Genomic DNA, 24,141 nt, shown 5'->3' with positions numbered 1-24,141 from the left:
ATAAAATTTGAGACAAATGCGATCAGTGCGCGGCGCGCCCGCAACCCCTTGTTTACGCTAACTGCCAAAACCGCCCCCAAAGCCCGCCAAACGGTCGCCGGGACGGCCGCATTTAAGCTCGTCTTAGCGGTTGCTGGACGACGCTCCAGCATGAAAGACCCGAACTCATTCGGGCAGCGCGGTTCATCAAAGAGCTGCAGTCCAGACCTCGGTGGTCGGAAAATACAGGCGTCGGTGAGTGAGTTTTTTGTGGATGCGTAGCTTCAATATACTGGGAGCCGACAAGCAGAGCGATCCCGCTTCGACGGGGTTGGGCAACCGGCCTGAAATGCTGCGGCGCAAGTCCATTGCCCACAACGCTTATATCCTTGTCGTCGCAGCGCTTATGCTGATGCCCCCGGCCATCTACGCGCTCGTATTGGGTGTTTCTCTCCCCTTCCTGCTGGCGACGATGGTGCTGGCCGGCGGGCTGGTGAGCCTCACTATGCATCAGCGCGGCCAGGTTGAATCTTCTGCGGCCACCCAGGTGGCAACGCTGATGGCGACTGGCATGGTTCTGACGCTGGCCGACCCCCGCCTGGGTGATGCCGGGCTCGCCATGGCCGTCATGGGGCCTGTGCTGGCTGCTCTCGTCGCCCGCACGATGCTGCGCCGGATGAGCTGGCTGGCCCTGGCGCCCGTGGCGGTTCTGGGCGTCGTTGCGTCCCTGCTGGGGCTGCCTTCGGCTCCCGTGGCGGATGCTTTCCTGCTTTCATGCGCGGCTGGCGGTTTCGCCATTGCCTTTGCTGTGGTTGCCCAAAGCGCCCACCGCATCAACGCTGCCTATGAAGTGCATGACAAGGCGCAGATCAGCGCCTATCGACACCTGATCGAGCATGTGCAGGACGCCGTGCTACGCTTCTCGCCCGATGGGTCGATCCTTCTGGCGTCGCGCTCTTCAGAATTCCTGTTCGGGTGCCCGCGGTATCAGATCGTCGGCGACAAGCTGAGTGACCGACTGCATGTGATGGATCGTCCATCATTTCTGACAGCCTTTGCCGATGCCGCCGAAGATGGCCGCAGTCGGACCATCGAAGTGCGCCTGCGTCAGGATGATCCGCGTGCGCGCAGCAATGTGCCGTGCTTTGTCTGGGCAGAAATGCAGCTTTCCCCCATCATCGAAGATGGCGCCCGCAGCACGCGTAATGAAGTCATTACACTGATCCGCGATATCTCGGCACGCAAGGACGCTGAAACCGCCATGGCTGAAGCACGCCGGGTGGCCGAGGATGCGTCGCAGGCAAAGTCCCGGTTCCTGGCCACTATCGGTCACGAACTGCGGACCCCGCTGAACGCCGTGGTCGGCTTTTCCGAAATGATGTCCAGCGGGATTGGCGGTGAGCTGTCGCCCACGCACAAGGAATATGCCGGTCTCATTCAGCAGAGCGGCAAACACCTGCTCGAAGTGGTGGGCATGTTGCTCGACATGTCGCGCATTGAGGCCGGCAAGTTCGAGATTCAGGCCGAGCACATGGACCCGACCGAAATTGTCCCTGCCTGCATTGCGATGGTCGATCAACTCGCCCACGAACAGAAGGTACAGCTGGTTTCGGAAATCGAGGCAAATCTGCCCACGATGACGGCGGATGAGCGCGTTTGCCGGCAGATCATGATCAACCTGCTCTCCAATGCGATCAAGTTCAGCCATGAGGGAGGCCTTGTGACGGCGGCTGTTAAGCGGCAGGGGCAGTCGATCAGCTTCTCGGTGCGCGACCGCGGCATCGGCATGGCGCCGGCGGCAATGGCGCGAATCGGCGAGCCCTTCTTTCAGGTGCAGGACGGATTGGCGCGCAAATATGAGGGCACCGGCCTCGGGCTCTCCATCGTCAAGGGGCTGGTGGAGTTGCATGGTGGTACCTTGCGCGCCATGTCTGAGATTGGTGCGGGCACAACCATCACTGTTTTGCTTCCTATAAACGGTCCGGCAACCAAACCGGGTGAAACTGCAGACATTCTTCCTCTCTTTTCCGAACCCGCGGCTGCCGCCCCCATTTCATGGCCAAACGAAAAAAGAAAAGCGCAATGACGGCTTCGACCTTCACCCAGCTGCCGCTTATGGCAGGCAGCGCCCTGCTCAGCACACTTGGCCGAGCGGGGATGTGGTCTTTTTCGCGCTACATGCGCGCGCCATTGGCATCAACCGGCCTTCTGGCCATGGTCACCATGACGGCGCTCGCCGGCAGCAATGCACTGTTTTTCCAGACGACCGAGCATCCCTCGCCGTTTTTTGCCCCATCGCGGGATGTCGTGGCGCCCTTGCCGACGCCGGTTGTCGAACGCCCGACTGAACGGACCAGCGCGGTTGAGACATTGCCCGCTATCCCGGCAAGCACAGAGACCACTGGCAGCGTCTCTGCCGCGCCCGCGCCGGTGATTCCCACTGCCCCGGTCGGCAATGCCGAAATGTTTGCCGTGCAGAAGAAGCTTTTTGAGCTGCAGCTGTTTTCCGGCAAGGTCGATGGCTACTACGGCCCCAAGACGGCCGAGGCGATCCGCGCCTTTGAGCTGCGGAACGGCATGACGCCGACGGGCGCCAACGATGCGGCGGTTGTCGAGGCCATCCTCGGCTCGGACGCAGCTGGGCGGACAACGACGCCAATTGCCCCGCAACCTCAGGCGGTCGCGCCCGCTCCCGTTGCGCAGCCGCAGCCGGTTGCAGTTGTGACCCCGGCACCTGCTCCAGCCGTGCATCAGGATCAGCTGGTAGCGCGACTACCGGCGCTGTCGCCGGCCGAGCAGGTGTTTGACGACGTTGCCCAGTCGGCCGCCGAAACAATTGATTCCATCATCGCCGCTGTTGATGGCTCGCGGGGTTCGGCGCCGTCCACGAGTGCGCCGCCGGTCCCGCGCGCCACGTTGCCAAGCCTATCGGCGCAGACGCAAACCCAGCCCATGCCTGCGCAGGTTCAGCCGGTTGCCCAGCCGCAGGCGGTTCAGGTGGCCAGCGCTGTCGGCGTGAATACGGCCGCCGTGCCGCCTGCAACTGACGCGGCCCTGGTCACTCAAATCCAGAGCGGCCTTGCCAGCCTCGGGTTTTTCCGTGGACCCATCGACGGTCGCCCCGGCGCCGAAACCTCAAGGGCGATCCGCGAGTTTGAGAACTTTCACCGCTACAAGATGACCGGTCAGGTTCAGCCCGATCTGGTGGAACTGCTGGTCAAGGCCGGCGCGACGATCTGACGTGGCCAGCCTGCGTAGCGATCTGTGGTGCATGGCCTTCGTGCGGCGCCACAACGATATGGGCAATATGTGCGTGGTGGCCAGGCGTGGTGATCCGATAGCGGGCCAGGTGTTCATCGAAGTCGATCATCTGGATGGCACGCGTTCGCTCTACACGCCCGCGCCCACCATCAGCCGCGGAGATGAAGCAGGGCCAGTGTTCCAGCGCCGCTTCCAACGGGTCGAACCAGGCAAGGTCCGTGAGCGCATCGAGCGGGAGATCGATTTCGACCCGGACCTGTGGGTCCTCAGTATCGATCAGCGCAGCGACGATCTGGATATCGATCTCGTGCGCGAGCCCAAGCCATAAGAAAAGCCCCCGAACCTGGTCCAGGGGCTTCTTGTTTCGGTGAAGCGGCCGTCAGCTGGCGCGGCGCACGCCGATCTTGGCGAGGGCCTCGATGGCCTGTTCGACAACAGGATTGTGTGCCGGGCTCATGGCAGCGGTACGCTTGCTGGTCTGGGTAAAGGGCTGGTGCTGCGGCTTGGAGAGTTCAAGCAGATTCACCTCCCCACGCCAGGCACTCATCAGATACGCCATAGACTCGGACGAGACGGCGCCGAAAAGAGTGGCAAAGTCGGCCAGTGCTCGCGATCGCTCGCTGTCGTGGCTGGTGGCGTGAATAAGCACTTTCAGGCCGTCATAGGCGGTGGCGCCAAAGGCCCGCAGGATGACAAAAAGGGCGGCGCCAGTCACGTCATGGGCAATCTGCCCACACCGCACTTCGTCAAGACCGGTGATCTGGGCCAGCAGACGCGTCACCTCGGGGCGACGGTTTTCTGAAAACAGTTTCATCAGCGCCTTGGTCAATTCGCCACTGGCCACGGAAAGCTGCTCAATGGTCCGGGAGATCGGGGCTGGCGGCGTCGTGCGGTTGGCAAATGCCTGGATGACCTTGACGCGATGAGCGTCGGACAGATCGAAAAAGGCTGGCGCGAGAAGGGCCGCGTCGAAATCATCACGGCGCCCCAGGGCCTCAGCGACAAGGTGATCCATCTGGGCGGAGCGGGCGAGGGCGCTGAGATAAGCGCCGCGCGGCGTGATCTGACCGTTGGCGGCCAGGGCGCGATAGACCTTGCGCGAATTCATCTGGAACAGCTTGGCCAGTACAACATTGGAGAGGTCGCCGCGTAGCGCCAGGGTGGCGCAGGCCGGGACATCGTAACGCGCGATAATATCGAGCATGGTCTGGTCGGAAAGTTCGGCTGCCCCTTCGAGGAAGGGGATGAGATCTTCGCCGATATTGTCGACCACCAGCCGCTCCAGCGCCGGCGAAAGCAGTTCGGCACGTCCCAGAATGGCAGCGCCCTTGGCGCGGGCCTGGGGGCCAGCCGTCGGAAACAGGCGCGCTGCCAGCACTTCGAATTGTTCCATTTCGGGAACCGTCGGCTTGCCGCGACGCGTATAGGCATCACAGGCCGCGATGAGCAGGGTGTTGGTGCGGTCAACGCCACCCGTCTCGATCAATAGCTGAAAGGTCTCGTAGGGCTGAAATCCAAGCATTTCCGGCGGAACCATCGACTCGTTCTGGCATCGAATTTGATGCGAGACCAACTCTTGCCGTCAATTCGTTAGCAGACTGTTAACCTTGACGATCTCTTAATGGGGTTCAGCGCGAGGGGCGTCGCGCCGGACTATGATTCACTGAACTCGCAGCCCCCACTAGGGACGGGGGAGCGGCACATGCAGGAGGTCGGCTTGGGAAAGCTGTTGAAGTTCGAGGGGCGGAAGAAATCTGCCAATGCTGGAATACAAAGCTCCGGCGACGCTCAGATCCTGATGTTTACCGGGGTGCGTTATGAACGCGGGACGCCGTCGCCACCAACCAATCACAGCGACACAAGGCGCAAGCGCAAGCGTGTCTAGCCTGGCCGGACCCTTGGTCCGCACAATTGCATTGACCGTCATGGCTGCATTGGCAGTCGGGTGCGTGGCCCGACCTGTGGGCGATTTCGGCCGAGCGCAACCTGGTGTTCTGCACGATACGGTCATGCCTTATGCTGGCGACCTGATTGCGACAAACCGCAAGGAACCGGTTTCCAACCTCAACCAGACCGATCAGGAACGGGAGATGCACGACCGCACCTGGCGGTTCCTGATTGCCGCGCATGGCCGCGACTGGATGTTCGACACCTCGGTTGAATTACAGCGCACCCGCATCGGTCCGGCCCGCGATTTTCGATACACGACGGAGCGCTATTACACATGGTTGCGCACCACGACCTATCAATCGTCTCCAACGCGCTACAGCACGGTCGGCCGCCATATCCAGGCCGATTTCGATACGCTGCCAACCACGTTCCAGTCGATCTGCGCGGTTCAGGAGGTTGACCGGCAGCGTCGGGTCGCGCTGGCGGAGTTGGGCGGCATCGAGCAAAGCGTTGCCGACAATGTCGCTGCACGTCGCACCGAAAATCAGTGGCATATCGAGTGGTTCGTTCGCGCTCTCAACTATCGCTACGACAGCTATTCCTATGCGCTCGACCACCTGCTGGTGGAAACGCCGCATGAGCAGTCGATGGGCGTCGATGAGAATTTGCGGCGCATGAGGCCCTGGGTTGATCGGGCCAATCGCGGCGATTTTTGCCTAAGCGGAGCGGGTGCGGGCTCGGGCAGCCATGTCACCATACCGTCGCGCTTCCAGACCATGGTGATGGACCGTGAGGTCGTGGTACCCAAATAGCACGTCTGGTCCAGCAGGGTTCCATGAGCGACGACTTAGCACCACCCCATCCGACTTTTTCACAGGCACTGAAAGTCTGGGCCAAGATCGGATTTCTCTCGTTTGGCGGGCCTGCGGGGCAGATAGCATTGATGCACAAGGAGCTGGTGGAGGAGCGGCGCTGGATTTCTGAGGCCCGGTTCCTCCATGCTCTCAACTATTGCATGCTGCTGCCCGGACCCGAGGCCCAACAACTGGCGACCTATGTCGGCTGGTTGCTGCACGGCTGGCGTGGAGGCGTGGCTGCGGGAGTGCTCTTTGTGCTGCCCGGCTTCGCGGTCATTCTGGCGCTGGCGACGGGATATGCCCTGTTTCAGCAGCTCGATTGGGTGGCCAGCATCTTTTTTGGCCTCAAGGCGGCTGTGCTGGCCATTGTCATCGAAGCGCTTATCCGAGTGGCGCGGCGGGCACTCAAGAATTGGGTCTCCTATGGGTTGGCGCTGGGAGCCTTTCTCGCATTGTTCGCTTTTTCGGTGCCATTTCCCGTGGTGGTGCTTGGTGCGGGGTTGATCGGCTACCTTGTCGCACGGCAACGCCCTGACCTGCTGGCGGGAGGCGGGCACAAATCTGCCGGCGCCGTTCCGCAAATGAGCGCGGTGATCGACCAGGACGTATCGCAGGTGGACCCGAGCTGGCGGCGTGCTGCCGCTGTGACCGCAATATGGGGTGGTCTCTGGGTTGCGCCCCTGGTGCCGGTGGTGGTGCTCTGGGGTTGGGATAGTTCCTATCTCGACATCATGGGCTTCTTCTCGCAGATGGCTGTCGTGACCTTTGGCGGCGCCTATGCGGTGCTCGCCTATGTCGCCAGTGAGGCGGTGGGCAATTTTGGATGGTTGCAGCCCGGGGAAATGCTCGATGGCCTGGCGCTCGCCGAAACCACACCGGGCCCGCTGGTCCTGGTGCTGAGCTTTGTCGGTTATCTTGCCGGGTTTCGCGATCCCTCGGGAGTGCCGCCGCTGTGGGGCGGGGTGCTGGGTGCAGCGCTGGCAACCTGGGTGACCTTCGTGCCTTGCTTTCTCTGGATATTCCTCGGCGCGCCCTATATCGAACGCCTCCGATCCAATCGGGCGCTGGCGGGCGCCTTGGGCGCCATCACCGCAGCCGTTGTCGGGGTGATCTTCAACCTGGCACTCTGGTTTGCGCTCCACGTGCTGTTCGGCGAAGTCGGGCGATTGGGCCGGGGGCCGCTCAACCTGCCGTTGCCGGCGTGGTCGACGCTGGATTTGCTGGCGGTTTTGCTGACGCTGCTCGCAGCATTTTCGCTGTTCTTCATGAAGTGGGGGGTGCTGCGGACGTTGGGGTTGTGCGCGGCCGCGGGGCTCTTGCTGCAAACCCTTGTCTGACCTCAGCGCGACTGCCGGCGCAGGTAAAGCCAGGCTGCGTGGGCGACCAAGAGACCGAAAAAGATGAGGCCGCCGACCGACCAGCCATAGCCAGCGCCCACATTTCCGGCGACGAAAGCCTCGATGCCGTTGAGAGCCCAGCTGGCCGGGGTCAGCCACAAAACGGGGCGATACCAGGCATCGGCGGGGATGAAGAGGCCAACTGTCGCGATGGCGACATAGAGGTTTAGGATCTTGAAAAGGCCCAGCGCCTGGACCTTGTCGCGGGAGAGGGCAGGGACCAGTAGCGTGACCCAGGAGACAGCCAGCGACATGGTCAGCACCGGCAGCAGCCATTGCTCGAAGGGCAGGGCTATGGCCTGGGCTGCGTAGATGAACAGAAATGCGTAGCCGATGACGAATAGCGTCGGCAGGGCAACGCGCGCCCAGAGGACACCCATGACCGAGGCCGGGCTGACCAGCAGCGCCTGGTTCACGCCGCTATCCATTTCATCGACGATGAGCATTGCGAACAGATAGCCCATGCCGGGCATGTAGCAGAGCAACAGCAGCAGCTGGGTATTGTGCCACCACTCGGGGTAAACACCCATGTGGCGAAGAATGGCGGCGGCGGCGGCCAGCACGAACAGCATGACCACGATATTGACCATGACACTGTCCCGGGTGATCGAGATGATGTCCTGGCGGACGACGGTGAGGATCTGGTTCATGGCTGGCTCCTATTCCTCGACGCGACTGAGTTCGGAGCTGTAGACGCCGACTGCCCAGCGAAAGAGCAGTACCCCCGCTACAGCGAGATAGGCGAACGCGTAGACGATATCGGCGAGGGTGACGGCTGTCGGATCGGCGGCCCAAAGCATCATCCGCAGCATGGCGTGGCCCGGATTGATGGCGAAGAGCAGCCATTGCCAGACGCCGGTGACGGCGCCGAAATGGGAGAGCAGCGGCAGGAACAGGATGATGGTGATGGGCATGGCGCGGGCGATGAAATGGTTCATCGAATTGGCGCCGGCCACGATCAGCAATCCACCCAGCACGCCGACAGCGCCGGTAAAGACCAGGGCGATGGTGAAGCGCAGGATCATGTCGATGGGCGGCACCCAATAGGCCACGGCAACCAGAAACAGGCTCCCCACGATGGCCAGAAGGGTCAGGGTGATGATCTTGGCGATGATGTAGTGACGCGCGGACGCCGGCGAGACGGACAGGGCCGACAGCGTGTTCTGGCTGCGCTCCATCAAGACGATGGAGCCCACAAAACTGGCGCCGACAATGGCGGGATCGAAGAACAGTACGAGGGTAAAGACAGTGGGTGGCGCGTCCGGCGGGAGCAGGGAGAGGAAAATGGCAAAGGCCAGGGTGGTCATTGCCGTGAAGGCATAGATGTTTTCCCGCGCCTGCAATTGCACGTCCCAGCCAACAAGGCGCCAGAGGATCGCGTTCATGACACGGCCTCGGGTTCGGCCTGGTCCAGCCGGTGGCCGGTGACGTCGGTAAAGACCTTGTCGAGACTGGCTTCCTGGGAGTGGATGCGCTCGATGCGTCCAGCCCGAAGCATGTCGAGAAAGCGCGCGTTTTCGCCCAATCCGTCCATGGCGAACTCTTCGACGGGGCCGGTTTCAGGCGTAACGGCAACCATCCGGCGGCCGTGGGCCGCCTTGAGCGCCTGTGGCCGGTCGAGGGCGGCAAAGCGTCCGTCGACCATGAAGGATATGCGGTCGCAGAGCTGGTCGACATCGTTCATGTTGTGGGTGGTGAGGACCACAGTCTTGCCGTCGCGGGCAAGGCCGGCGATCAGCTGCTTGACGATGCCGGCATTGACCGGGTCGAGCCCCGCGGTGGGTTCGTCGAGAAAGATCAGCTCGGGGTCATGCTGGATGGCGCGCACGAAGTTGAGGCGCATGCGCATACCCTTGGAGAACGTCTCGACCTTCTTGTCGGCATAGTCCTCAAGCCCCACCAGAGCCATCATGTCGCGCGGGTCGCGGCTCGGCCTGGCATACAGCGAGGCAAAGAAGGCCAGGTTCTCCCGCGCGGTGAACTTCAGATAGTGATTGGGCAGTTCAAAGCCGACGCCGATGCGCTCGAAATAGTCCTGCCCCCATTGGGAGAGGTCCTTGCCCAGGATAGTCACGCTGCCCGAATAGCTGCGCTGCTGCCGGGTGAGAACCTTTTGCGTGGTGCTCTTGCCGGCGCCCGAAGGCCCGAGCAGGCCAAAGATCTCCCCCCGTTGCACGGAAAAGCTGATGCCATCAACAGCCGGCTTGGCTTGGCCCTTGTAGGTATAGGTCAGGTCGCGCACCGTGATGACGTCGACTGTTTCTTCTGCCAGTGCCATGAACGGCTCCTTGACTTGTCCAGCGCTGCGCAGCATAAACAGACCGACGGTCGGTTTGCAAGGGGAATTGAATTGGCGCGGGCTTATCTCAGCGCGGAAGAGCGGCGAGAACAAATTCTCGATCACGCGCAGGCGTTGTTTTTCGAGAAGGGGTATGACCGTACGACGGTACAGGATCTGATGGCCGCGGCGGGTGTATCCAAGGGTGGATTTTACCACCATTTCTCGGCCAAGGAGGATGTGCTTGAGGCGATCAACGTTCGGCTCGCAGCCGTATCGGTCAAGGTCATCGAAGAAGTGTTGGCTCGCCCCGGACTTACAGCATTCGAGCAGCTCGATCAGAGTCTTCGGTCCATGCGCCGGTTCAAGCGAGAACAGGCCAGCGGCATCATCGCCGCCTTCGAGACCCTGCTGAGGCCAGAAAACATCTCGCTCTATGACCGGATCAACCGGGCCAATATCACGACCGTTCTGCCCCTGTTCGAGGCCATCATCGAGGCCGGTCGGCAAGACGGCAGCTTTGATGTGCCCGACGCGCGGATCGCGGCCCAGGCCATCCTGTCACTCGGAAGCATGTCACACGACACTGTGGCCAAGGCCGTTGCGGCGAGGGACCAGGCGGACCGTGCTGCAGCCAATGCGGCGCTTGAGCGCGCGCTGGTCTTCCAGGGCGTGATCATCGACCGCATTCTTGGTCTGCCGGATGGCAGCATCCAGTTTGTCGAGCCCGGCTTCGTCGATGCGCTGCTGCCGCCCGAGGGCTAGGACTTTTGCCCGCCGACCCCTATTTCTTGCCAGAATGAGGGGTGCCTGAGGGGGAAGCGAGACGATGGACGTGGTGCTTGGGGCGACGCTGCATGATCCGGTGGGGCGCCTGGCGGAGGCGATAGAGCGGTTGGCGCCACATCTGCGCGACGCGTTTTCCGCAATAGCCCTCAATATTTCCGATGCAACACTGCCCGACGTGGTCGAGGCGGCTGCGGCGCTTGGCGCCAAAACCATGATGCACGAAGCCAACGAAGCCAATATCGGCAGGTTTCGCCGCGATGCCGTGGCGCTGGCCGGCGATAGCCGGCCCGTACTCTACGCCGATTTTGATCATTTGCTGCGCTGGGTGGAGTTTGGCCTCGATGACCTCAGGCGCGTGATCGGCGCGGAGCCAGGGGCGGATATGCTGGTCGTGGGGCGCTCGGACCGTGCCTTTTCCACTGAACCGCGGCGCCTGCGCGAAACCGAACATTGGGTCAATCACACCCATGCGCTGCTGACCGGGGATCATTGGGACCTGATGTTCGCCATCCGCCGCCTGTCTCCGGCAGCAGTCCGGCTGATTGTCGCACAAAGCCGTGTGGATACGCTGGCCAGCGACGTCGAATGGCCGCTGCTGGCGCGTCGGGCCGGGTTGCGGCTCGGCTATGCGCAGTCCGAAGCGCTGTTCTACCGGACCATCGACGAGTTCGGCGCCGAAACAGACGGTGGCGACCAGGAGGCGCTGCAATGGATCAGGCGGCTGGAATTTGCCGGAATGCATGCTGCAGCAATGCGGCCGTTCCTCGACCTCAAGGCCAGTTAGCCCGGCGGCGCCACCGACTGGAGCCTCGCCAGAACTTTGGGTGCGAACTCGGCCAGCATGGCCACATCGCGCCATTGCGCGGCGTGGACTTCATCGAGCTGCGGAACAAGCGGCCGGGCCGGATCAGCGATAAACAGATATTGCAGATCGTGATGGACATGCGGTGGCTCGTTGCGGGACGGTTTGCCAGGCACGTCATGGCTATCGATAACGAAGGGCAGGTCGCCACCCTGGTGCCAGGGGTGGAGTGCGAGGCCGGTCACCGCCGTTTCCTCCACGGCTTCACGCTTGGCGGAGAGGTGGAAGTGGCTGACGGGCTCGTAGTGTCCGCCGGGCTGCAGCCAGCGGCCAATGGTGACATGATCGATCAGCAGCGTCTGGCAATGGTCGGGTGAAAGCACCACAGCGCTCGTGGTGAGATGCCCCGGAAAAGTGGTGCGCTGGTCGAGGCGGTGGCCTTGTTCGATTTGCCAGCGCAGGAGGGACAGATGCTCGCGCGGCTCTGCAACCTCGGCGAGGTAGCGACGGACGGTTTCAGCGAGGGCGGCGTCGAAAGTGTCCGGGCTCATGTTAGCCCTCCCTCGGGCCGCAGCTGATCTCGGACAGTTCGGCCTCGAAGCGGGCGCGCATGGCCTGGTGTGGTGCCGCGAGACGCACCAGAACGAAGAGCTGGTCGGTGCGCGATTCAACGACCAGCAGACCTTCGGCAATGTCGATTTGTTGCTGGGCCAGAAGGCGCGTCTGGGCGGCATTGAAAATGCCCAGTTCGACCGTTTGGCCGATACCGTCACGATTGGTGGTCGAATAGGTGACGACGCCTGCCTGGTTGAAGAGGGCGACCGACCAGAAGGCGTCGGGCAGGACACCGCTGAGGTAGGCTGGGCCCTGGGAAAGATCGAGTTGGCAGATGCCATAGCTCAGTTCAGGGTCGAGCCTGAGGGGGTTCGGTTCACCCGGCGCGATGGGGGGAAGGACCACGATGCGGTTCTCGGCATCCAGCGACGCGACGCGTGTCCAGGTGGTTTCCTCGGCAAGCAGCGGCAGCGTCAGAATGGTGGCCAAATGGATGATGCCGCCGAGCAGCAGGCCACCGATCAACCACAGCAGAGTGCGGGTCATGCGCAGTCCTCCAGAGTGATGGAGGGCATGGTGACATCCGAGGAGGCAAAGCTTGATAAGGCGGTGGTGTCATATAGCGTCAGCACCAGGCTGAACGGGCCGCTGCCATTGAGTTCCAGCCAGGTGTCCGGCCGCAATTGCGTGCCGACATGAATAGCCAGTGCGCCGTCGGATTGACGGATGATTTCGCTTGAGCGCAGGGCGGCGTCTGTGCCGGGCGCCGCCAGGTTGACCCAATTGGCATCGACGGCGGCCAGGGTCCAGAAGGTCGATACGGGGACATGGCCGTCCAGGCGATAGGTGCATCCGAGGTCGAGCGCGTCACCGTCGCTGTCGGTCGTCGCAACAAATTGCAGGCCCTCGCTGCGTCCCAGGTGCAGGGCCGCAGCGCGGGTGATGTGACCGTTACTATAGGGGTTGGGGGCGGGCGAGCCGATGTCGGGCCAGGTCGTCCAGGGCCCCAGGGACACGGCCCCAAACAGGCGCCCGTCGGTGAGGGCATAGTAGCTGAGACCAAACCCGACCGAGAGGGCCACGGCGATGCTCATCAACAGTCGCAGGACAAAACGCACGCTCAGCTTCTCTGCAATTGGGGCATGGGATGGCCGGTCCGCCAGCGTTACGAGTAGGTTAGGCTTGTAGCAATGGTGAGAGCAGGGCGGAAGGTGTTTCCGGGGGTGGATACGACCATGCCCCATCCACAATCAACTGATGCTGCCCTGCAAAGGGCAGTTTTCTGCACTTCGGTGCGCAGGTGCCCAAATGTACGCTGCGCTCCGGTTCTCGAAACCGACATTTTCGGCTGAACCTGAGCTGAATTGGTCCTAAAGTTGTCCGGCACCGCCCGAAGCAGTAGCGCTCGCCGTGTCCCCGGGCGGCGTCGCGTTATCGAGCGTGGCTTCGAGCCGGTCCACCAGATCGAGCAGTTTGCGCGCGGCGGCCGGCTTGAGGCTGGGCGGACGTTCGATGACCTCTTCGACATTTTCGAGGTCTGCATCGGCGATAATGGCCTGTGACGGCACGAAATCGACCCCGAACACCGGCAGCACTTCCACATTGGTGTGGGCATAGGCCATGAATTTCTGCCAGGCGATGGTCGGGAGCGTGCCGCCGGTCAGGTTGTTGGTGGTGCGGTAGTCATCGTTACCGAACCAGACGGCGGCGACATAATTGCCGGTGAAGCCGCAGAACCAGGCGTCGCGATAGGACGTGGTGGTGCCAGTCTTGCCCAGCGTGGGCACACCTTCGATGTCTGCCCGGCGACCGGTGCCTCCAGTAACCACGGTGCGCATCATGAGGTTCATATTGGCGACGGTCTGTTCGCTGAGAACCCTTTCGCGCGGGGCGTCCGGGTCGATCTCCCAGACCAGCTGGTCATTGAGCGTGGTCATGCGGGTGAGACCATAGGCCGGTGTCTTGTAGCCGTGATTGGCGAAGACCGCATAGGAGCTGGTCATGTCGATCACCGACACCGGGGCAACGCCAAGGGCCAGCGAGCGCGTCACATCGTATTCCTGCCGCAGGCCCATGCGGTAGCTGAGCTGGGCAATCGGCTCGCGCCCGGTCTTGATGGAAAGGGTCACCGGAACGGTGTTGATCGAGGCCGCAAAGGCGGCGAGCAGCGTGGTCTGCCCGCGATAGGAGCGGCCATAATTCTGCGGGCACCAATTGCCGATGCACACGGGCCGGTCCGAGATCGTGTCATTGGGCGTCAGGCCAAGCTGCTCGAAAGCCTCTGCATAAACGAAGGGCTTGTAGGATGAGCCCGGCTGGCGATTGGACACAATGGCGCGGTTGAACTGGCTCTTGGCGTAGTCGGTGCCCCCCACCATGGCGCGGATGGCCCCCTGGGTGTCGGTGACGACCATGGCGCCCTGTTCGACGCGATATTGTTCGCCCTGTTCGCGGATAACCGAGGTGATCGCCTCCTCGGCATAGGCCTGCAGGGTGGTGTCGATGGTGGTGCGTACGACGAAATTGTTCCCCGGTGCATTGTTGGCCTCGATCAGGGTCTTGGCCTCCTCGAAGGCCCAGTCGAGGAAATAATTGGGGGAATTGATATCGTTGGTACGGTCGATGGAAGCGGCCGGATGGCGCCGGGCAGCGGTAACCTGACCTTCGGTGAGGAAGCCCGAGGCGACCAGATTGGTCAGCACCAGATTGGCACGGCCACGGGCGGCTGCCAGGTCGACATGGGGGGCATAATTGCCCGGCGCCTTGAACATGCCGGCCAGCATGGCGGCTTCGGCGAGGTTGATGTCCTGCACGCGCTTGCCGAAATAGAATTCGGAGGCCGCGGTAACGCCGTAATTGCCGCCGCCCATATAGGCGCGGTCGAAATAGAGCTTGAGGATCTGGTCCTTGGAGTAGTTCCACTCCAGCCAGACCGAGAGGAAGGCCTCGACGATCTTGCGCTCGATGGTGCGCTCGGACGAGAGGAAGAGGTTTTTCGCCAGCTGCTGGGTGATGGACGAGCCGCCCTGGGTGCCGCGCTCGCCCTGCGCATTGCTGGCGAGGGCGCGCAGCGTGCCAACCACATCTATGCCGAAATGCTCATAGAACCGCCGGTCCTCGGTGGCGAGGGTCGCCTTGATCAGATAGTCCGGCATCTGGTCGAGGGCCACGCTGTCATCCGAGCGGATGCCGCGGCGCCCGATCTCCGTGCCGAAGCGGTCGAGGAACACCACCGAATAATCCTCGGCCTTGTTGAAGGCGCCGCGATCGATGATGTCGAAAGCGGGCAAGGCCAGCGCCGTCATCAGGACGCAGCCGATGGCACCGAAGGTAAAGGCGTCGCTGAGAATTTCGACAAGGAAGCGCTTTATCCCCGTCACGTGGAATCGTGACATAAAGTCCTGGTAGCGCGTGTAGCCCCGGCCAAGCGCGTGCCAGAACTCATAGAGGGACGAATCAAGCCATGCGTCAGCCGCCAGCATACTGCCCTTGGGCCGGCGCTTCTTTTCCTTGGTGTAAAACGGATCCTGCACAGTGAACCCCGACGTCCCCACTCGGGGGAGAGTTGTCCGCAAAACCCGGACAAGGCAACACAATCGCTGGAATATGATTGCAATGATCGGCCCGCAAGCGCAAACCGGCAACAACATGAACAGCATTCGGTAAAGATGGCATTCTGGGAAGAAAAAACGCTCGAACAAATGTCGACCGCAGAGTGGGAAGCGCTCTGTGACGGCTGTGGGCGCTGTTGCCTGATCAAGCTCGAGGACGAGGATACCGGCACGCTGATCACCTCGGATGTGCGTTGCCAGCTGCTGGACGGTGATACCTGCGCCTGCACCGATTATCCCAACCGGCAGACCAAGGTGCCCGACTGCATCAAGCTCACGATAGACAATGTGCGCGAAATTCCATGGATCCCGGTGACCTGCGCCTACCGGCGCATGGCCGAGGGCAAGGGCCTGGCCTGGTGGCATCCGTTGGTTTCGGGGGACCCCAACACGGTGGTCGACGTGGGCGTCTCGGTAAAGGGCCGGACCTTCCTTGAAACCGAGGTTGATCCTGAGACCTGGGAAGAACACGCGGTGGACTGGCCCGAGTATGAGCCGCCGGAAGTCCTATGAATTGAATTGCTTACCTCCTGTTAACCATGAATGTGGCTTGATGCCTGCACCGGGACGTGGCCCAGGACAGGCTTGATGAACAAAGTGACTGCGAGCGGCAATGATGGCCTTTGGGCGCGCATTCGAGGCGCGCTGGGACGTGGCGCCGATGCGCATGTGCCCGCTTATGGTCAGGCCGCCATTGCCCGCAATCCCAACAAGAAATCGCGCCTCGCGCAGCGGATCGACGAGGAAATGCGGCGCAGCTGGACCCACGCGGCCGAGCGCAATGTGTCGCTCTGCGTGGTGTCGCTCGAAATGGACGGCTATGCCGAATATTTCGCCGCCTATGGCCGTGACGCTGTCGAGGACAGTCTTGAAACCCTCGAAGGCACGATCACGGCGCTTCTGCCGCGTGAGACGGACCGGTGCCTGCGCAATGGCCAGTCGGGCTTCCTGCTCGTCTTGCCCGATATGCCGGCGCTGATGGCCCGGGACCTTGCCAGCCGTATCGCAGTGGCGGTGCGGCGCGAGGGGCTCGCCAATCGGGAGAGCCACGCGGGCCAGGTGACGCTGAGCACCGGCATTGCCGTGGCCAACCCGCAGGGCAACCTCGACCGGGCCGTGCTGGACGCCGCCAGCCAAGCCGTCAAGAAGGCGCAGCGGCGTGGTCTTGCCAGGCTCGAAGTGATCGACCTGCGTGGACGCAATGAGCGGCAGCGTAAGGCCGCCTGATCGGGCGGTTGCCTTGATCGTCCACACAAACTAAGAGAGCCGTCCCCGCGCGTATCGACGCGCTTGTCCCCGACAATGGACGGCCTCCATGACCCTCTCCTGCGGCCTCGACTTCGGCACGTCCAATTCCACGCTTGGCCGGGTGGGCGACAATGGCGCGCCGCAGCTGCTGACGCTCGAAGCCGGACAGCAGACCATGCCCAGCGTGCTGTTCTTCGGGTTCGAGGACGACCGCATCCACTATGGCCGGGCCGCCGTGGCCGAATATGTCACCGGCGCCGACGGGAGGCTGATGCGCTCACTCAAGAGCGTTCTGGGCACGGCGCTCTTTGCGGACACGACCCGCGTCAAAGCCAGGCGCCTCGGCTTTGGCGAAATTATTGGCACTTATGTGGGCGAACTCAAGCGACGGGCCGAGGCCGAACTGGGCCAGAGGCTGACACGGGTGGTCATGGGACGTCCGGTGCATTTCGTGGATGACGACATGGAGGCGGACAAAGCCGCCCAGGGACAATTGGAAGCGGCGGTGCGCGCCCAGGGTTTCGACGAGATCGCCTTCCAGTTCGAGCCAATTGCGGCGGCGCTGGACTATGAGCGGCAGGTGTCGGGCGAAAAGCTGGCGCTGATCGTTGACCTGGGCGGCGGCACCTCGGACTTTTCGCTTGTGCGGGTATCGCCGGAGCGTGCCGGGCGCGGAGATCGCAGCGACGATATTCTGGCTACCGCGGGTGTCCACATCGGCGGCACCGATTTCGACCGGCTGCTGGCGATGAGCCGGGTCATGCCCGAATTGGGCCTGGGGTCCCGCACGCTGGACGGCAAGCGGCACCTGCCGGTGGCGCCTTACAATGACCTGTCCACCTGGCACCGGATCAACCGGCTTTACGACGCCAAGGCACTTCGCGACCTGCGGTCCACGATGCGCGAGGCAATCGAGTCCGAGAAAGTCGAGACATTTGCCATGCTGGTCGAGGACCGGCTGGGGCACCGGCTGATCGGCGCAGTTGAGGCGGCCAAGATCGCGCTGTCCGATGAGGAGACCGTGGCATTTTCGTTCCCGGTGCGCGAGCGGACCATCGAGACGGCGATGAGCATCACCCATCTTGGCGCGGCCTTGGATGGGTCCATCGCAAAGCTCGAGCGGACCATTGCAGAAACAGTGCAGCTGGCAGGGGTGGGGACAGGTGATGTCGACAGCCTGATCCTGACCGGCGGCTCCACGCTGGTGCCCGCCGTGGCAAACCGGCTGAGGGCGTTGTTCCCGGATGCCGAGGTCATTCGCACCGATGTACTCGGCAGCGTCGGCCTGGGGCTGGCGTTGGAAGCACGGCGGATTTTCGGCTCCTGAGCGCGTCGTCGGGCCCCTGGCGGGCTGGCCCTAGGCAACTATTTCGGCCCAGAATGCTTGTTCGGTGCGGGGGAGGCGTTCGATGAGTCAAATCGCGTTCAAGTTTCGGCAGATTGCCCAGCGTATGTGGTTCCTGCCGGCGGCGTTTTCGCTGATGGCCGTCCTGACGCTGGTCGTCGCCTTTGGGATGGCGCGGCTGATCCCGGACAGCCTACCCTTCACACTGTCCTCCGAAGCGGTTGAGTCCATTCTGACCGTGTTGGCGACCAGCCTGCTTACGGTGGCGGTGTTTGCGCTTTCGACCATTGTCAGCGCGTTGGCCAGCGCTTCATCGCAGACCACTCCAAGGGCAGTTCCGCTGATCGTGGGAGACCGGAGCGCCCAGACGTCAATCTCGGTGTTTATCGGGGCGTTTCTGTTTTCCATTGTTGGCATCATTGGGTTGTCGGCCGGCATCTATAGCGAGGCCGGACGACTGTTGCTGTTCGTTGTGACGCTGGGCGTCGTGATGCTGGTGGTTGCGGCGCTGATCCGCTGGATCGGCCAGATGTCGGCCATTGGCCGCGTCGGGGAGACGGTGGAGCGGGCGGGGGAGGCCGCTGAACGCTCGTTTCGAGCGGTGCCGGGGCAAGGCCTTATGGAATGCCGGCCGCTGGAGGAACGCGCGGTGGGTGACCCTGTATTCTCGCGCAAGATCGGCTTTGTCCAGCATATCGACATCGCTCGATTGCAGGAGCTGGCCGAGGACAACGACCTGGTGGTGACAATCACGGCGCGACCAGGCGCCTATGCTGCGCCTGATCGACCGGTGGCACTTGTGGAAGGCTCTACCGACGAGCCGCTGGTCGAAAAGCTGGCTGGTGCCTTCGTGGTGGGCAAAGCCCGGACCTTTGACAGCGACCCACGCTTTGGCCTGATCGTGCTGGCCGAGATCGCCGGGAAGGCGCTGTCGCCCGGCATCAATGATCCGGGGACGGCCATTGCGGTGGTGGGTACGCTGGTACGCGTGCTGGTCGAGCGGCCCGAGGACGAGGGCGAGCTGAAATACGATCGAGTGCTGGTCTCCCCCCTCGACCCCAACGACCTGATGGCCGACGCCTTCCGCCCGATTGCGCGGGATGGGGCCGGAAGCATCGAGGTGATGCTGCGCCTTGTGGCGGGGCTCAAGACGCTTGTCCGCAGTCGGGACGATTTGAGCGAAGCGGCGCGCGGCATGATCAAGGACGCGGTGGAGCGCGGCACGGCGGCAATGAGCGCCAAGAGCGACAAGGCGGCGCTGAAGGCGGCAGGGGTGCTGGAATAGGTGCGCTTCATTTTCAAACGCTTGATTTCAAAAGATATTTAAGAAGTTATCCCCGCGTGACGCTGGTCTGGTAGTGTTCAGGCATAGTCGACAAATTGGGTCGATGGCGGGCGCGCTGAGCGCCTGAAGCGGAACATTCTCACATGGATAAAGACGACCCCGAGCGGAACCGCGATGGCGGATACGTGCCGTGGGAGGCTGTGCGGCTGGACTATCAGTCCGGGCACATGACCCGCAACGGAATTGCCCATCGCTATCGGCTGCGTCGCGGGCAGCTGGAAACGCGCGCCCGCACCAACAAATGGCTTCGTGCCGGCAGCCCCGAAGACATCGACCGGCGCATCCTGATTGCGCGGGTTCAGAACCTGCTGGAGCGGCAGATAGATCTATTGGAGGCAGAAATGGACAAAGGGACACGCGCGGAAAGCAAGGTGCTGAGCGACCTGGTGCGCGATCTCGACAAGCTGATCACCATCGAACGAGCAGATGCTCCGCACGACGGCCCAACCCGAAATCGTGGCGAGATTTCGGACCTGCGTAAAAAGCTGGAAGCGCGCATCGACGCGATTACCAAGGGACGCATTTGAGACAATGTCGACCCTGAACTCCGCCGTAAAGCGTCTGGCGAGTAGGATACCTGAAAGCGAGCTGGTGGACATTGCCTTCAACTGGCCGATCTGGGCGATGCCGCACCAGCTGCCGCCCGACGGCGATTGGACCACATGGCTGCTGTTGGGCGGTCGCGGGGCGGGCAAGACCAGAGCAGGCGCCCAATGGGTGCTTATGCTGGCCGAACTCGGCATCAGTCCGATTGCTCTGGTAGGCGAGACAATGACCGAGGCCGAGGCGGTGATGGTGAAGGGCGAAAGCGGCGTGTTGCGCATCTGTCCGCCCTGGATGGTGCCGAAACTGACCGGCAGCGTGTTGCATTGGCCCAATGGGGTCGAGGCCCATATCTTGCCGGCCTCGGACCCGGAACGTTTTCGCGGGCCGCAGTTTGCGGCGGCCTGGTGCGACGAGACCGGGAAATGGAAAAAGGCCGAGGCGGCTTTTGACATGTTGCAGTTTGGGCTGCGACTGGGTCCACGACCCCGGCAATTGGTGACGACGACGCCGCGGGCCACCAAGCTGATGAAGCGGCTGATTGCCGATGAGCGGACCGTGATCACCCGAGCGGCGACCAAGGTGAATAACCATCTGGCCGAAGCCTTTCTGGCGGCGGTGGTGGAACGCTATCGCGACACGGTACTGGGCCGGCAGGAGCTCGATGGCGAACTGATCGAAGACCGGCCCGATGCGCTCTGGCAGCGCAGCATGTTTCGCCCGCCCGACGGCGCCGTGGATGGCAGAATTGTCGTAGCAGTCGACCCGCCGGTGACGGGAACCGAGCGCTCGGACGCCTGCGGCATCGTGGTAGCTGGGCGGGCAGGCGAGGGGGCCGTTGTGCTGGAAGATGCCACGGTCCAGGGCGTGCGGCCAGATATCTGGGCGGCGCGGGCGGTGGCCGCCTTCCGGGCGCATGAGGCCGACTGCATTGTGGTTGAGGTCAACCAGGGTGGGGACCTGGTGGAGCAAATGCTCAAGCAGGTCGATGCCTCGGTTCCAGTGCGCATGGTGCGGGCGAACCGCGGAAAATGGGTGCGGGCTGAGCCGGTCGCGGCGCTCTATGCCCGTGGGCTGGTGTGCCATGTCGCGGGGCTGCATGCCCTGGAAGACGAATTGTGTGCATTCGGGCCGGATGGCAAGGCGGACGGGCATTCGCCCGACCGGGTGGACGCACTGGTATGGGCGCTGACAGAACTCGTGCTCAATGATGTGAGGCCGCGAGTGCGGGGCCTGTAGGCGGGGGCAGTTTCTCCTTCTCCCACAAGGGGAAGGAGAGCGGGGTCGCGGCCCAATCTCCGGTGGAGCGATATTTTGGCGAGAAAGCCGTGACAGCTGCGCTCGACGGGCGGAAGAGCACCCCCACCTAACCTCCCCGTGAAGAAGGGGGAGGGACCTATCGAGTTTGCCGGATTGCCGGAAGACCACCACTACTCCTCGCCCTGGCAAGGGGGAGGTTGGGTGGGGGTCGAACTATCGAGGAACAAGAATATGCCCAACTTCCTGAACCGCCTGTTTGGTGGGCGGACGAACGCGCCCAACGAAACCAAGACCTTTGCCGGGCACACCATGCTGACGCTGAGCCAGCTGGGGCCGGCACAATGGAGCGGACGGGGCTATGCGAGCCTGGTCAACCAGGGCTTCATGCGCAATCCGGTGGTTTATCGCTGCGTGCGACTGATTGCCGAGGCGGCGAACCGCGTGCCGCTGACGGTCAGGGTTGAGGGCCAGGCAGTGAGCGAGCATCCGCTGGTTTCGCTGTTGGCCAGGCCCAATGGACGGCAGTCGGGCGCGGAGGTGCTCGAGGCTGTCTATGCCTATCTGCAGACGGCAGGGAATGCCTATTTGCAGGCGGGAATTGTTGATGGCGCGGTGCGGACGCTGTTCGTGCTGCGGCCCGACCGGATGAGCGTTGTCGCCGGGGGCGATGGCTGGCCGGTGGCCTATGACTACAAGGCCGGGGGCCGGGCCACGCGGATTTCGCAGGAGGCGCTGCCCATTCCGGGCGTGCTGCATATGGCGCTGTTTCATCCGCTCGACGACCACTATGGCATGGGGCCGCTCGAAGCGGCGCAGACCAGTCTCGACATTCACAATGCCTCGGCCCAGTGGAACAAGGCGCTGCTCGACAATGCCGCGCGTCCATCCGGGGCGTTGGTCTATTCGGCGGGGGCGGGGAGCCTGACCGAAGAGCAGTTCAACCGGCTCAAGGAAGAAATGGAAACGCATTTTGCCGGGGCGGCCAATGCCGGGCGGCCCATGGTGCTCGATGGCGGGCTGGACTGGAAAACCATCGCCATGAGCCCGCGCGAAATGGATTTCATCGAGGCAAGGCACGCGGCAGCGCGCGACATTGCCCTGGCCTTCGGCGTTCCGCCCATGCTGCTCGGAATACCGGGCGACAATACCTATGCGAACCTGGCTGAAGCCAACAAGGCGCTGTGGCGGCAGACGCTGGTGCCGCTGGTGCTGCGGGTGAGCCAGGAACTGAGCGGATGGCTGGGGCCGGCATTCGAGGGTGCGGAAGTGGTGCCCGATTTCGAGGGCGTCGAGGCGCTGGCCGAAGACCGCGCGGCGCTCTGGGCCCGGGTGGGTGGGGCGGGGTTTCTTACGGATGCCGAGAAGCGGGAGCTGGTGGGGGTAGGTGGGGTGGAGCGATGAGGCAACCTGCTCATCTAGTGCTCGGGGCTCTGGAACGGGAAGTTCGACATGCGACTCTGTCACTCAAGTTAGACATTCTGATTGCTGCTCTGGAGCGACGGTATCGCCAGGACCAGCCACGGGCTCCCAAAGAGACACCGCAGGGCGGGCAATGGATTGATACAGTGGGGGCACCAGTTGCAGAACGGATCAGAACAGCCCTAGCGGCAAACCTAATCGCCGAACGAGTAGGTCTAGGTGATGCTGGGCTTGTAAGGCACTGCATATATCTGGACATGCTTGGCCGACAGCGCACAATTGAATTGAACGCCATAGTACCCTGTCGACCGACTTATCCCGCTGCGCCACTCTAGGAGTGCCAAGATGCAGTTGATTGAGAATATCTCGCTTTCGGAGCGAGCGGCGGTCGACTTCGGGCGGGCCCGATCGACCTTCAGGGCGGGCCTTGGAGAGGCGTTCGCCCTCGTTTGGGTGTCAGACTATCGCGAGCCAACCGGGGAGACAGTGGCGACCTTCACCGCTGGATATATGTGTGGCCCGGTCTACTTGGAGGGGCTCGCCGCGCCTTGGGCTTTAGCTCGGCTGCCGGACGGAGCCCATTTCTATTTCATGCCGCGTTTTCAATGGAGCGCTGGCAAGCATTATCTCATCGATAAGCCAGGATCGTTGTTTTCAATAGCATCCGTCACACCACGATCATGAATTTTGCTTGCTGCCACACTTGCCTCAGCCCAGCCCGCCTCCGGCGGGCTTTTTGTTGCCAGGAGGATCCCATGGACGATCTGACCAAAACCGTCATCGAGCGCGGGGATCTGGCGCATCTGGCGCTCTTCCTTTGGGCAAGTGGTTCGAGCGCGCTGCTTGTGTGGGCCTTGCGCGAAATGGCGCGGGTGAATCAACACTTCAACGACTTCGTGCAGGAGATCGCGCAGTTGAATCGGCTTTTCCGAAAGGAGGACTAAACCCATGGCGGACAAGCACAATCGCGAGGCGGCGCAACAGACGTTCCGGCAATTTGCCTGGAACCTGGCGGGGACGCTGGCGGACAAGCAGCGCGGTGCACCCAAGCCGCGCTCGGGAGGAACCAAGCGCGGATGAGCGGTATTCCAATCGGCGCAGATGGGCGCTTTGCCGGCTATGCCAGCGTGTTCAACAAGCTCGACTCGGGCGGTGATATCGTTCTGCCGGGGGCGTTTGCCAAGAGCCTCGCCAAGCGGCGCGGTCGCATTCGCCTGCTGTTCCAGCATGACCCCAAGGAGCCGGTGGGCACCTGGGAGAGCATGGCCGAGGACAGCCATGGCCTCTTCGTGACGGGGCGGCTGGTACCGGGCGTGCCGCGCTCGGATGCACTGCGGCGGTTGATCGAGAATGGGGCGCTCGATGGTTTGTCCATCGGGTTCCGAACGGTCAAGGCCAGCCGCCGCGATGGCAATCGCCTCTTGCATGAGATCGACCTCTTCGAGGTCTCGATCGTCACCTTTCCGATGATGGAGGATGCGCGCATCGCCTCCCCCCTCTCGGCCGGCGCGGCCATTGCCGCCGCCACCAGAACTATCCGCAACCGATAGAAGGACACCGAC

27 protein-coding genes are annotated in these 24,141 nt (G+C 62.7%); 19 read left to right on the top strand and 8 right to left on the bottom strand.

Going from position 1 to position 24,141, the window contains the following annotated elements; genetic code table 11:
* Positions 1-253 precede the first annotated feature (253 nt).
* From NIM87_RS12255 to NIM87_RS12245, 3 genes are read left to right on the top strand one after another with little or no spacing between them, the layout of a single operon-like run.
* The gene (locus NIM87_RS12255) at positions 254-2,065 is read left to right on the top strand and encodes a PAS domain-containing sensor histidine kinase (RefSeq protein WP_254674975.1); all 1,812 of its coding nucleotides are present in this window, start codon (positions 254-256) and stop codon (positions 2,063-2,065) included.
* Positions 2,062-3,219 (top strand): peptidoglycan-binding domain-containing protein, encoded by a 1,158-nt coding sequence (locus tag NIM87_RS12250; RefSeq protein WP_254674974.1) that lies wholly within the window; start codon positions 2,062-2,064, stop codon positions 3,217-3,219. The genes NIM87_RS12255 and NIM87_RS12250 overlap by 4 nt, the downstream gene beginning before the upstream one ends.
* 1 nt (position 3,220) lies before the next feature.
* Entirely contained in the window at positions 3,221-3,568 is a 348-nt protein-coding gene (locus tag NIM87_RS12245) for a DUF1491 family protein (protein WP_254674973.1), read from the top strand.
* Between the two features lie 51 nt (positions 3,569-3,619).
* Here the strand turns inward: NIM87_RS12245 and NIM87_RS12240 are convergent, their stop codons facing one another.
* On the bottom strand, positions 3,620-4,777 hold the full coding sequence (locus NIM87_RS12240; protein ID WP_254674972.1) for a DUF2336 domain-containing protein: 1,158 nt from the start codon (positions 4,775-4,777) through the stop codon (positions 3,620-3,622).
* A 165-nt stretch (positions 4,778-4,942) separates the two neighbouring features.
* Between NIM87_RS12240 and NIM87_RS12235 the strand changes: the two genes are divergently transcribed.
* From NIM87_RS12235 to chrA, 3 genes are all read left to right on the top strand, one after another.
* Entirely contained in the window at positions 4,943-5,125 is a 183-nt protein-coding gene (locus NIM87_RS12235) for a hypothetical protein (protein ID WP_254674971.1), read from the top strand.
* A gap of 124 nt (positions 5,126-5,249) precedes the next feature.
* On the top strand, positions 5,250-5,942 hold the full coding sequence (locus NIM87_RS12230) for a hypothetical protein (RefSeq protein ID WP_254674970.1): 693 nt from the start codon (positions 5,250-5,252) through the stop codon (positions 5,940-5,942).
* Positions 5,943-5,965: 23 nt separating this feature from the next.
* Positions 5,966-7,324: a chromate efflux transporter gene (gene chrA, locus NIM87_RS12225; protein ID WP_254674969.1), complete on the top strand. Its 1,359-nt coding sequence runs from the start codon at positions 5,966-5,968 to the stop codon at positions 7,322-7,324.
* Between the two features lie 2 nt (positions 7,325-7,326).
* On the opposite strand, the gene NIM87_RS12220 is transcribed toward chrA, so the two are convergent.
* Genes NIM87_RS12220 through NIM87_RS12210 form a run of 3 tightly spaced genes read right to left on the bottom strand, consistent with a single transcriptional unit; the run spans position 7,327 to position 9,662 of the window.
* Positions 7,327-8,034 (bottom strand): ABC transporter permease, encoded by a 708-nt coding sequence (locus tag NIM87_RS12220; RefSeq protein ID WP_254674968.1) that lies wholly within the window; start codon positions 8,032-8,034, stop codon positions 7,327-7,329.
* Positions 8,035-8,043: 9 nt separating this feature from the next.
* A complete protein-coding gene (locus NIM87_RS12215) occupies positions 8,044-8,769 on the bottom strand; it encodes an ABC transporter permease family protein (protein WP_254674967.1) in 726 nt (241 codons plus the stop codon).
* Positions 8,766-9,662, bottom strand: coding sequence for an ABC transporter ATP-binding protein (locus tag NIM87_RS12210; RefSeq protein ID WP_254674966.1), 897 nt, complete (start codon positions 9,660-9,662; stop codon positions 8,766-8,768). Before NIM87_RS12210 ends, NIM87_RS12215 begins: the two co-directional genes overlap by 4 nt.
* 72 nt (positions 9,663-9,734) lie before the next feature.
* On the opposite strand from NIM87_RS12210, the gene NIM87_RS12205 reads away from it, so the two are divergent.
* On the top strand, positions 9,735-10,427 hold the full coding sequence (locus tag NIM87_RS12205) for a TetR/AcrR family transcriptional regulator (RefSeq protein ID WP_254674965.1): 693 nt from the start codon (positions 9,735-9,737) through the stop codon (positions 10,425-10,427).
* 64 nt (positions 10,428-10,491) lie between these two features.
* The gene (locus NIM87_RS12200) at positions 10,492-11,235 is read left to right on the top strand and encodes a hypothetical protein (protein ID WP_254674964.1); all 744 of its coding nucleotides are present in this window, start codon (positions 10,492-10,494) and stop codon (positions 11,233-11,235) included.
* Here the strand turns inward: NIM87_RS12200 and NIM87_RS12195 are convergent.
* The 4 genes from NIM87_RS12195 to NIM87_RS12180 form a co-directional block, all read right to left on the bottom strand.
* Entirely contained in the window at positions 11,232-11,804 is a 573-nt protein-coding gene (locus NIM87_RS12195; protein ID WP_254674963.1) for an NUDIX hydrolase, read from the bottom strand. The two genes, NIM87_RS12200 and NIM87_RS12195, sit on opposite strands and share 4 nt — an antisense overlap.
* A gap of 1 nt (position 11,805) precedes the next feature.
* On the bottom strand, positions 11,806-12,354 hold the full coding sequence (locus tag NIM87_RS12190; RefSeq protein ID WP_254674962.1) for a DUF1254 domain-containing protein: 549 nt from the start codon (positions 12,352-12,354) through the stop codon (positions 11,806-11,808).
* Positions 12,351-12,926, bottom strand: a complete 576-nt coding sequence (locus NIM87_RS12185; RefSeq protein WP_254674961.1) for a DUF1214 domain-containing protein — start codon at positions 12,924-12,926, stop codon at positions 12,351-12,353. Before NIM87_RS12185 ends, NIM87_RS12190 begins: the two co-directional genes overlap by 4 nt.
* A gap of 252 nt (positions 12,927-13,178) precedes the next feature.
* Entirely contained in the window at positions 13,179-15,341 is a 2,163-nt protein-coding gene (locus NIM87_RS12180; protein WP_254674960.1) for a transglycosylase domain-containing protein, read from the bottom strand.
* A gap of 135 nt (positions 15,342-15,476) precedes the next feature.
* On the opposite strand from NIM87_RS12180, the gene NIM87_RS12175 reads away from it, so the two are divergent.
* From NIM87_RS12175 to NIM87_RS12130, 11 genes are all read left to right on the top strand, one after another.
* On the top strand, positions 15,477-15,932 hold the full coding sequence (locus NIM87_RS12175) for a YcgN family cysteine cluster protein (RefSeq protein ID WP_254674959.1): 456 nt from the start codon (positions 15,477-15,479) through the stop codon (positions 15,930-15,932).
* 75 nt (positions 15,933-16,007) lie between these two features.
* Positions 16,008-16,646, top strand: coding sequence for a diguanylate cyclase domain-containing protein (locus tag NIM87_RS12170; protein WP_254674958.1), 639 nt, complete (start codon positions 16,008-16,010; stop codon positions 16,644-16,646).
* Between the two features lie 88 nt (positions 16,647-16,734).
* Complete coding sequence (locus NIM87_RS12165) at positions 16,735-17,994, top strand: Hsp70 family protein (protein ID WP_254674957.1); 1,260 nt, start codon at positions 16,735-16,737, stop codon at positions 17,992-17,994.
* Positions 17,995-18,076: 82 nt separating this feature from the next.
* Complete coding sequence (locus NIM87_RS12160; RefSeq protein ID WP_254674956.1) at positions 18,077-19,297, top strand: DUF2254 domain-containing protein; 1,221 nt, start codon at positions 18,077-18,079, stop codon at positions 19,295-19,297.
* 143 nt (positions 19,298-19,440) lie between these two features.
* Entirely contained in the window at positions 19,441-19,884 is a 444-nt protein-coding gene (locus NIM87_RS12155; protein ID WP_254674955.1) for a hypothetical protein, read from the top strand.
* A 4-nt stretch (positions 19,885-19,888) separates the two neighbouring features.
* Positions 19,889-21,139, top strand: coding sequence for a DNA-packaging protein (locus tag NIM87_RS12150; protein WP_254674954.1), 1,251 nt, complete (start codon positions 19,889-19,891; stop codon positions 21,137-21,139).
* A 252-nt stretch (positions 21,140-21,391) separates the two neighbouring features.
* Complete coding sequence (locus tag NIM87_RS12145) at positions 21,392-22,561, top strand: phage portal protein (protein WP_254674953.1); 1,170 nt, start codon at positions 21,392-21,394, stop codon at positions 22,559-22,561.
* A 363-nt stretch (positions 22,562-22,924) separates the two neighbouring features.
* Complete coding sequence (locus tag NIM87_RS12140; RefSeq protein ID WP_254674952.1) at positions 22,925-23,263, top strand: hypothetical protein; 339 nt, start codon at positions 22,925-22,927, stop codon at positions 23,261-23,263.
* A 71-nt stretch (positions 23,264-23,334) separates the two neighbouring features.
* Entirely contained in the window at positions 23,335-23,523 is a 189-nt protein-coding gene (locus NIM87_RS12135) for a hypothetical protein (protein WP_254674951.1), read from the top strand.
* A gap of 4 nt (positions 23,524-23,527) precedes the next feature.
* Positions 23,528-23,659, top strand: a complete 132-nt coding sequence (locus NIM87_RS18605) for a hypothetical protein (RefSeq protein WP_269468037.1) — start codon at positions 23,528-23,530, stop codon at positions 23,657-23,659.
* Positions 23,656-24,129 carry an HK97 family phage prohead protease gene (locus NIM87_RS12130; RefSeq protein ID WP_254674950.1) on the top strand — a complete coding sequence of 158 codons (474 nt, stop codon included), beginning with the start codon at positions 23,656-23,658 and terminating at the stop codon, positions 24,127-24,129. The genes NIM87_RS18605 and NIM87_RS12130 overlap by 4 nt, the downstream gene beginning before the upstream one ends.
* Positions 24,130-24,141: the final 12 nt, after the last annotated feature.

It is taken from the genome of Devosia ureilytica (assembly GCF_024273195.1).
Lineage (GTDB): Bacteria > Pseudomonadota > Alphaproteobacteria > Rhizobiales > Devosiaceae > Devosia > Devosia ureilytica.
The sequence above is the reverse complement of the archived record's forward strand: the minus strand, read 5'-3'. Positions and strand labels throughout refer to the sequence as shown.

Excerpts from the sequence above, each read along its gene's own strand:
- NIM87_RS12190 (WP_254674962.1), bottom strand. The coding sequence starts at position 12,354 with ATGACCCGCACTCTGCTGTGGTTGATCGGTGGCCTGCTGCTCGGCGGC.
- NIM87_RS12250 (WP_254674974.1), top strand. The coding sequence starts at position 2,062 with ATGACGGCTTCGACCTTCACCCAGCTGCCGCTTATGGCAGGCAGCGCC.
- NIM87_RS12215 (WP_254674967.1), bottom strand. The coding sequence starts at position 8,769 with ATGAACGCGATCCTCTGGCGCCTTGTTGGCTGGGACGTGCAATTGCAG.
- NIM87_RS12150 (WP_254674954.1), top strand. The coding sequence starts at position 19,889 with ATGTCGACCCTGAACTCCGCCGTAAAGCGTCTGGCGAGTAGGATACCT.
- NIM87_RS12200 (WP_254674964.1), top strand. The coding sequence starts at position 10,492 with ATGGACGTGGTGCTTGGGGCGACGCTGCATGATCCGGTGGGGCGCCTG.
- NIM87_RS12155 (WP_254674955.1), top strand. The coding sequence starts at position 19,441 with ATGGATAAAGACGACCCCGAGCGGAACCGCGATGGCGGATACGTGCCG.
- NIM87_RS12235 (WP_254674971.1), top strand. The coding sequence starts at position 4,943 with ATGCAGGAGGTCGGCTTGGGAAAGCTGTTGAAGTTCGAGGGGCGGAAG.
- NIM87_RS12255 (WP_254674975.1), top strand. The coding sequence starts at position 254 with ATGCGTAGCTTCAATATACTGGGAGCCGACAAGCAGAGCGATCCCGCT.
- NIM87_RS12195 (WP_254674963.1), bottom strand. The coding sequence starts at position 11,804 with ATGAGCCCGGACACTTTCGACGCCGCCCTCGCTGAAACCGTCCGTCGC.
- NIM87_RS12165 (WP_254674957.1), top strand. The coding sequence starts at position 16,735 with ATGACCCTCTCCTGCGGCCTCGACTTCGGCACGTCCAATTCCACGCTT.
- NIM87_RS12145 (WP_254674953.1), top strand. The coding sequence starts at position 21,392 with ATGCCCAACTTCCTGAACCGCCTGTTTGGTGGGCGGACGAACGCGCCC.
- NIM87_RS12175 (WP_254674959.1), top strand. The coding sequence starts at position 15,477 with ATGGCATTCTGGGAAGAAAAAACGCTCGAACAAATGTCGACCGCAGAG.
- chrA (WP_254674969.1), top strand. The coding sequence starts at position 5,966 with ATGAGCGACGACTTAGCACCACCCCATCCGACTTTTTCACAGGCACTG.
- NIM87_RS12240 (WP_254674972.1), bottom strand. The coding sequence starts at position 4,777 with ATGGTTCCGCCGGAAATGCTTGGATTTCAGCCCTACGAGACCTTTCAG.
- NIM87_RS12220 (WP_254674968.1), bottom strand. The coding sequence starts at position 8,034 with ATGAACCAGATCCTCACCGTCGTCCGCCAGGACATCATCTCGATCACC.
- NIM87_RS12140 (WP_254674952.1), top strand. The coding sequence starts at position 22,925 with ATGCAGTTGATTGAGAATATCTCGCTTTCGGAGCGAGCGGCGGTCGAC.
- NIM87_RS12160 (WP_254674956.1), top strand. The coding sequence starts at position 18,077 with ATGAGTCAAATCGCGTTCAAGTTTCGGCAGATTGCCCAGCGTATGTGG.
- NIM87_RS12170 (WP_254674958.1), top strand. The coding sequence starts at position 16,008 with ATGAACAAAGTGACTGCGAGCGGCAATGATGGCCTTTGGGCGCGCATT.
- NIM87_RS18605 (WP_269468037.1), top strand. The coding sequence starts at position 23,528 with ATGGCGGACAAGCACAATCGCGAGGCGGCGCAACAGACGTTCCGGCAA.
- NIM87_RS12135 (WP_254674951.1), top strand. The coding sequence starts at position 23,335 with ATGGACGATCTGACCAAAACCGTCATCGAGCGCGGGGATCTGGCGCAT.
- NIM87_RS12230 (WP_254674970.1), top strand. The coding sequence starts at position 5,250 with ATGCCTTATGCTGGCGACCTGATTGCGACAAACCGCAAGGAACCGGTT.
- NIM87_RS12130 (WP_254674950.1), top strand. The coding sequence starts at position 23,656 with ATGAGCGGTATTCCAATCGGCGCAGATGGGCGCTTTGCCGGCTATGCC.
- NIM87_RS12210 (WP_254674966.1), bottom strand. The coding sequence starts at position 9,662 with ATGGCACTGGCAGAAGAAACAGTCGACGTCATCACGGTGCGCGACCTG.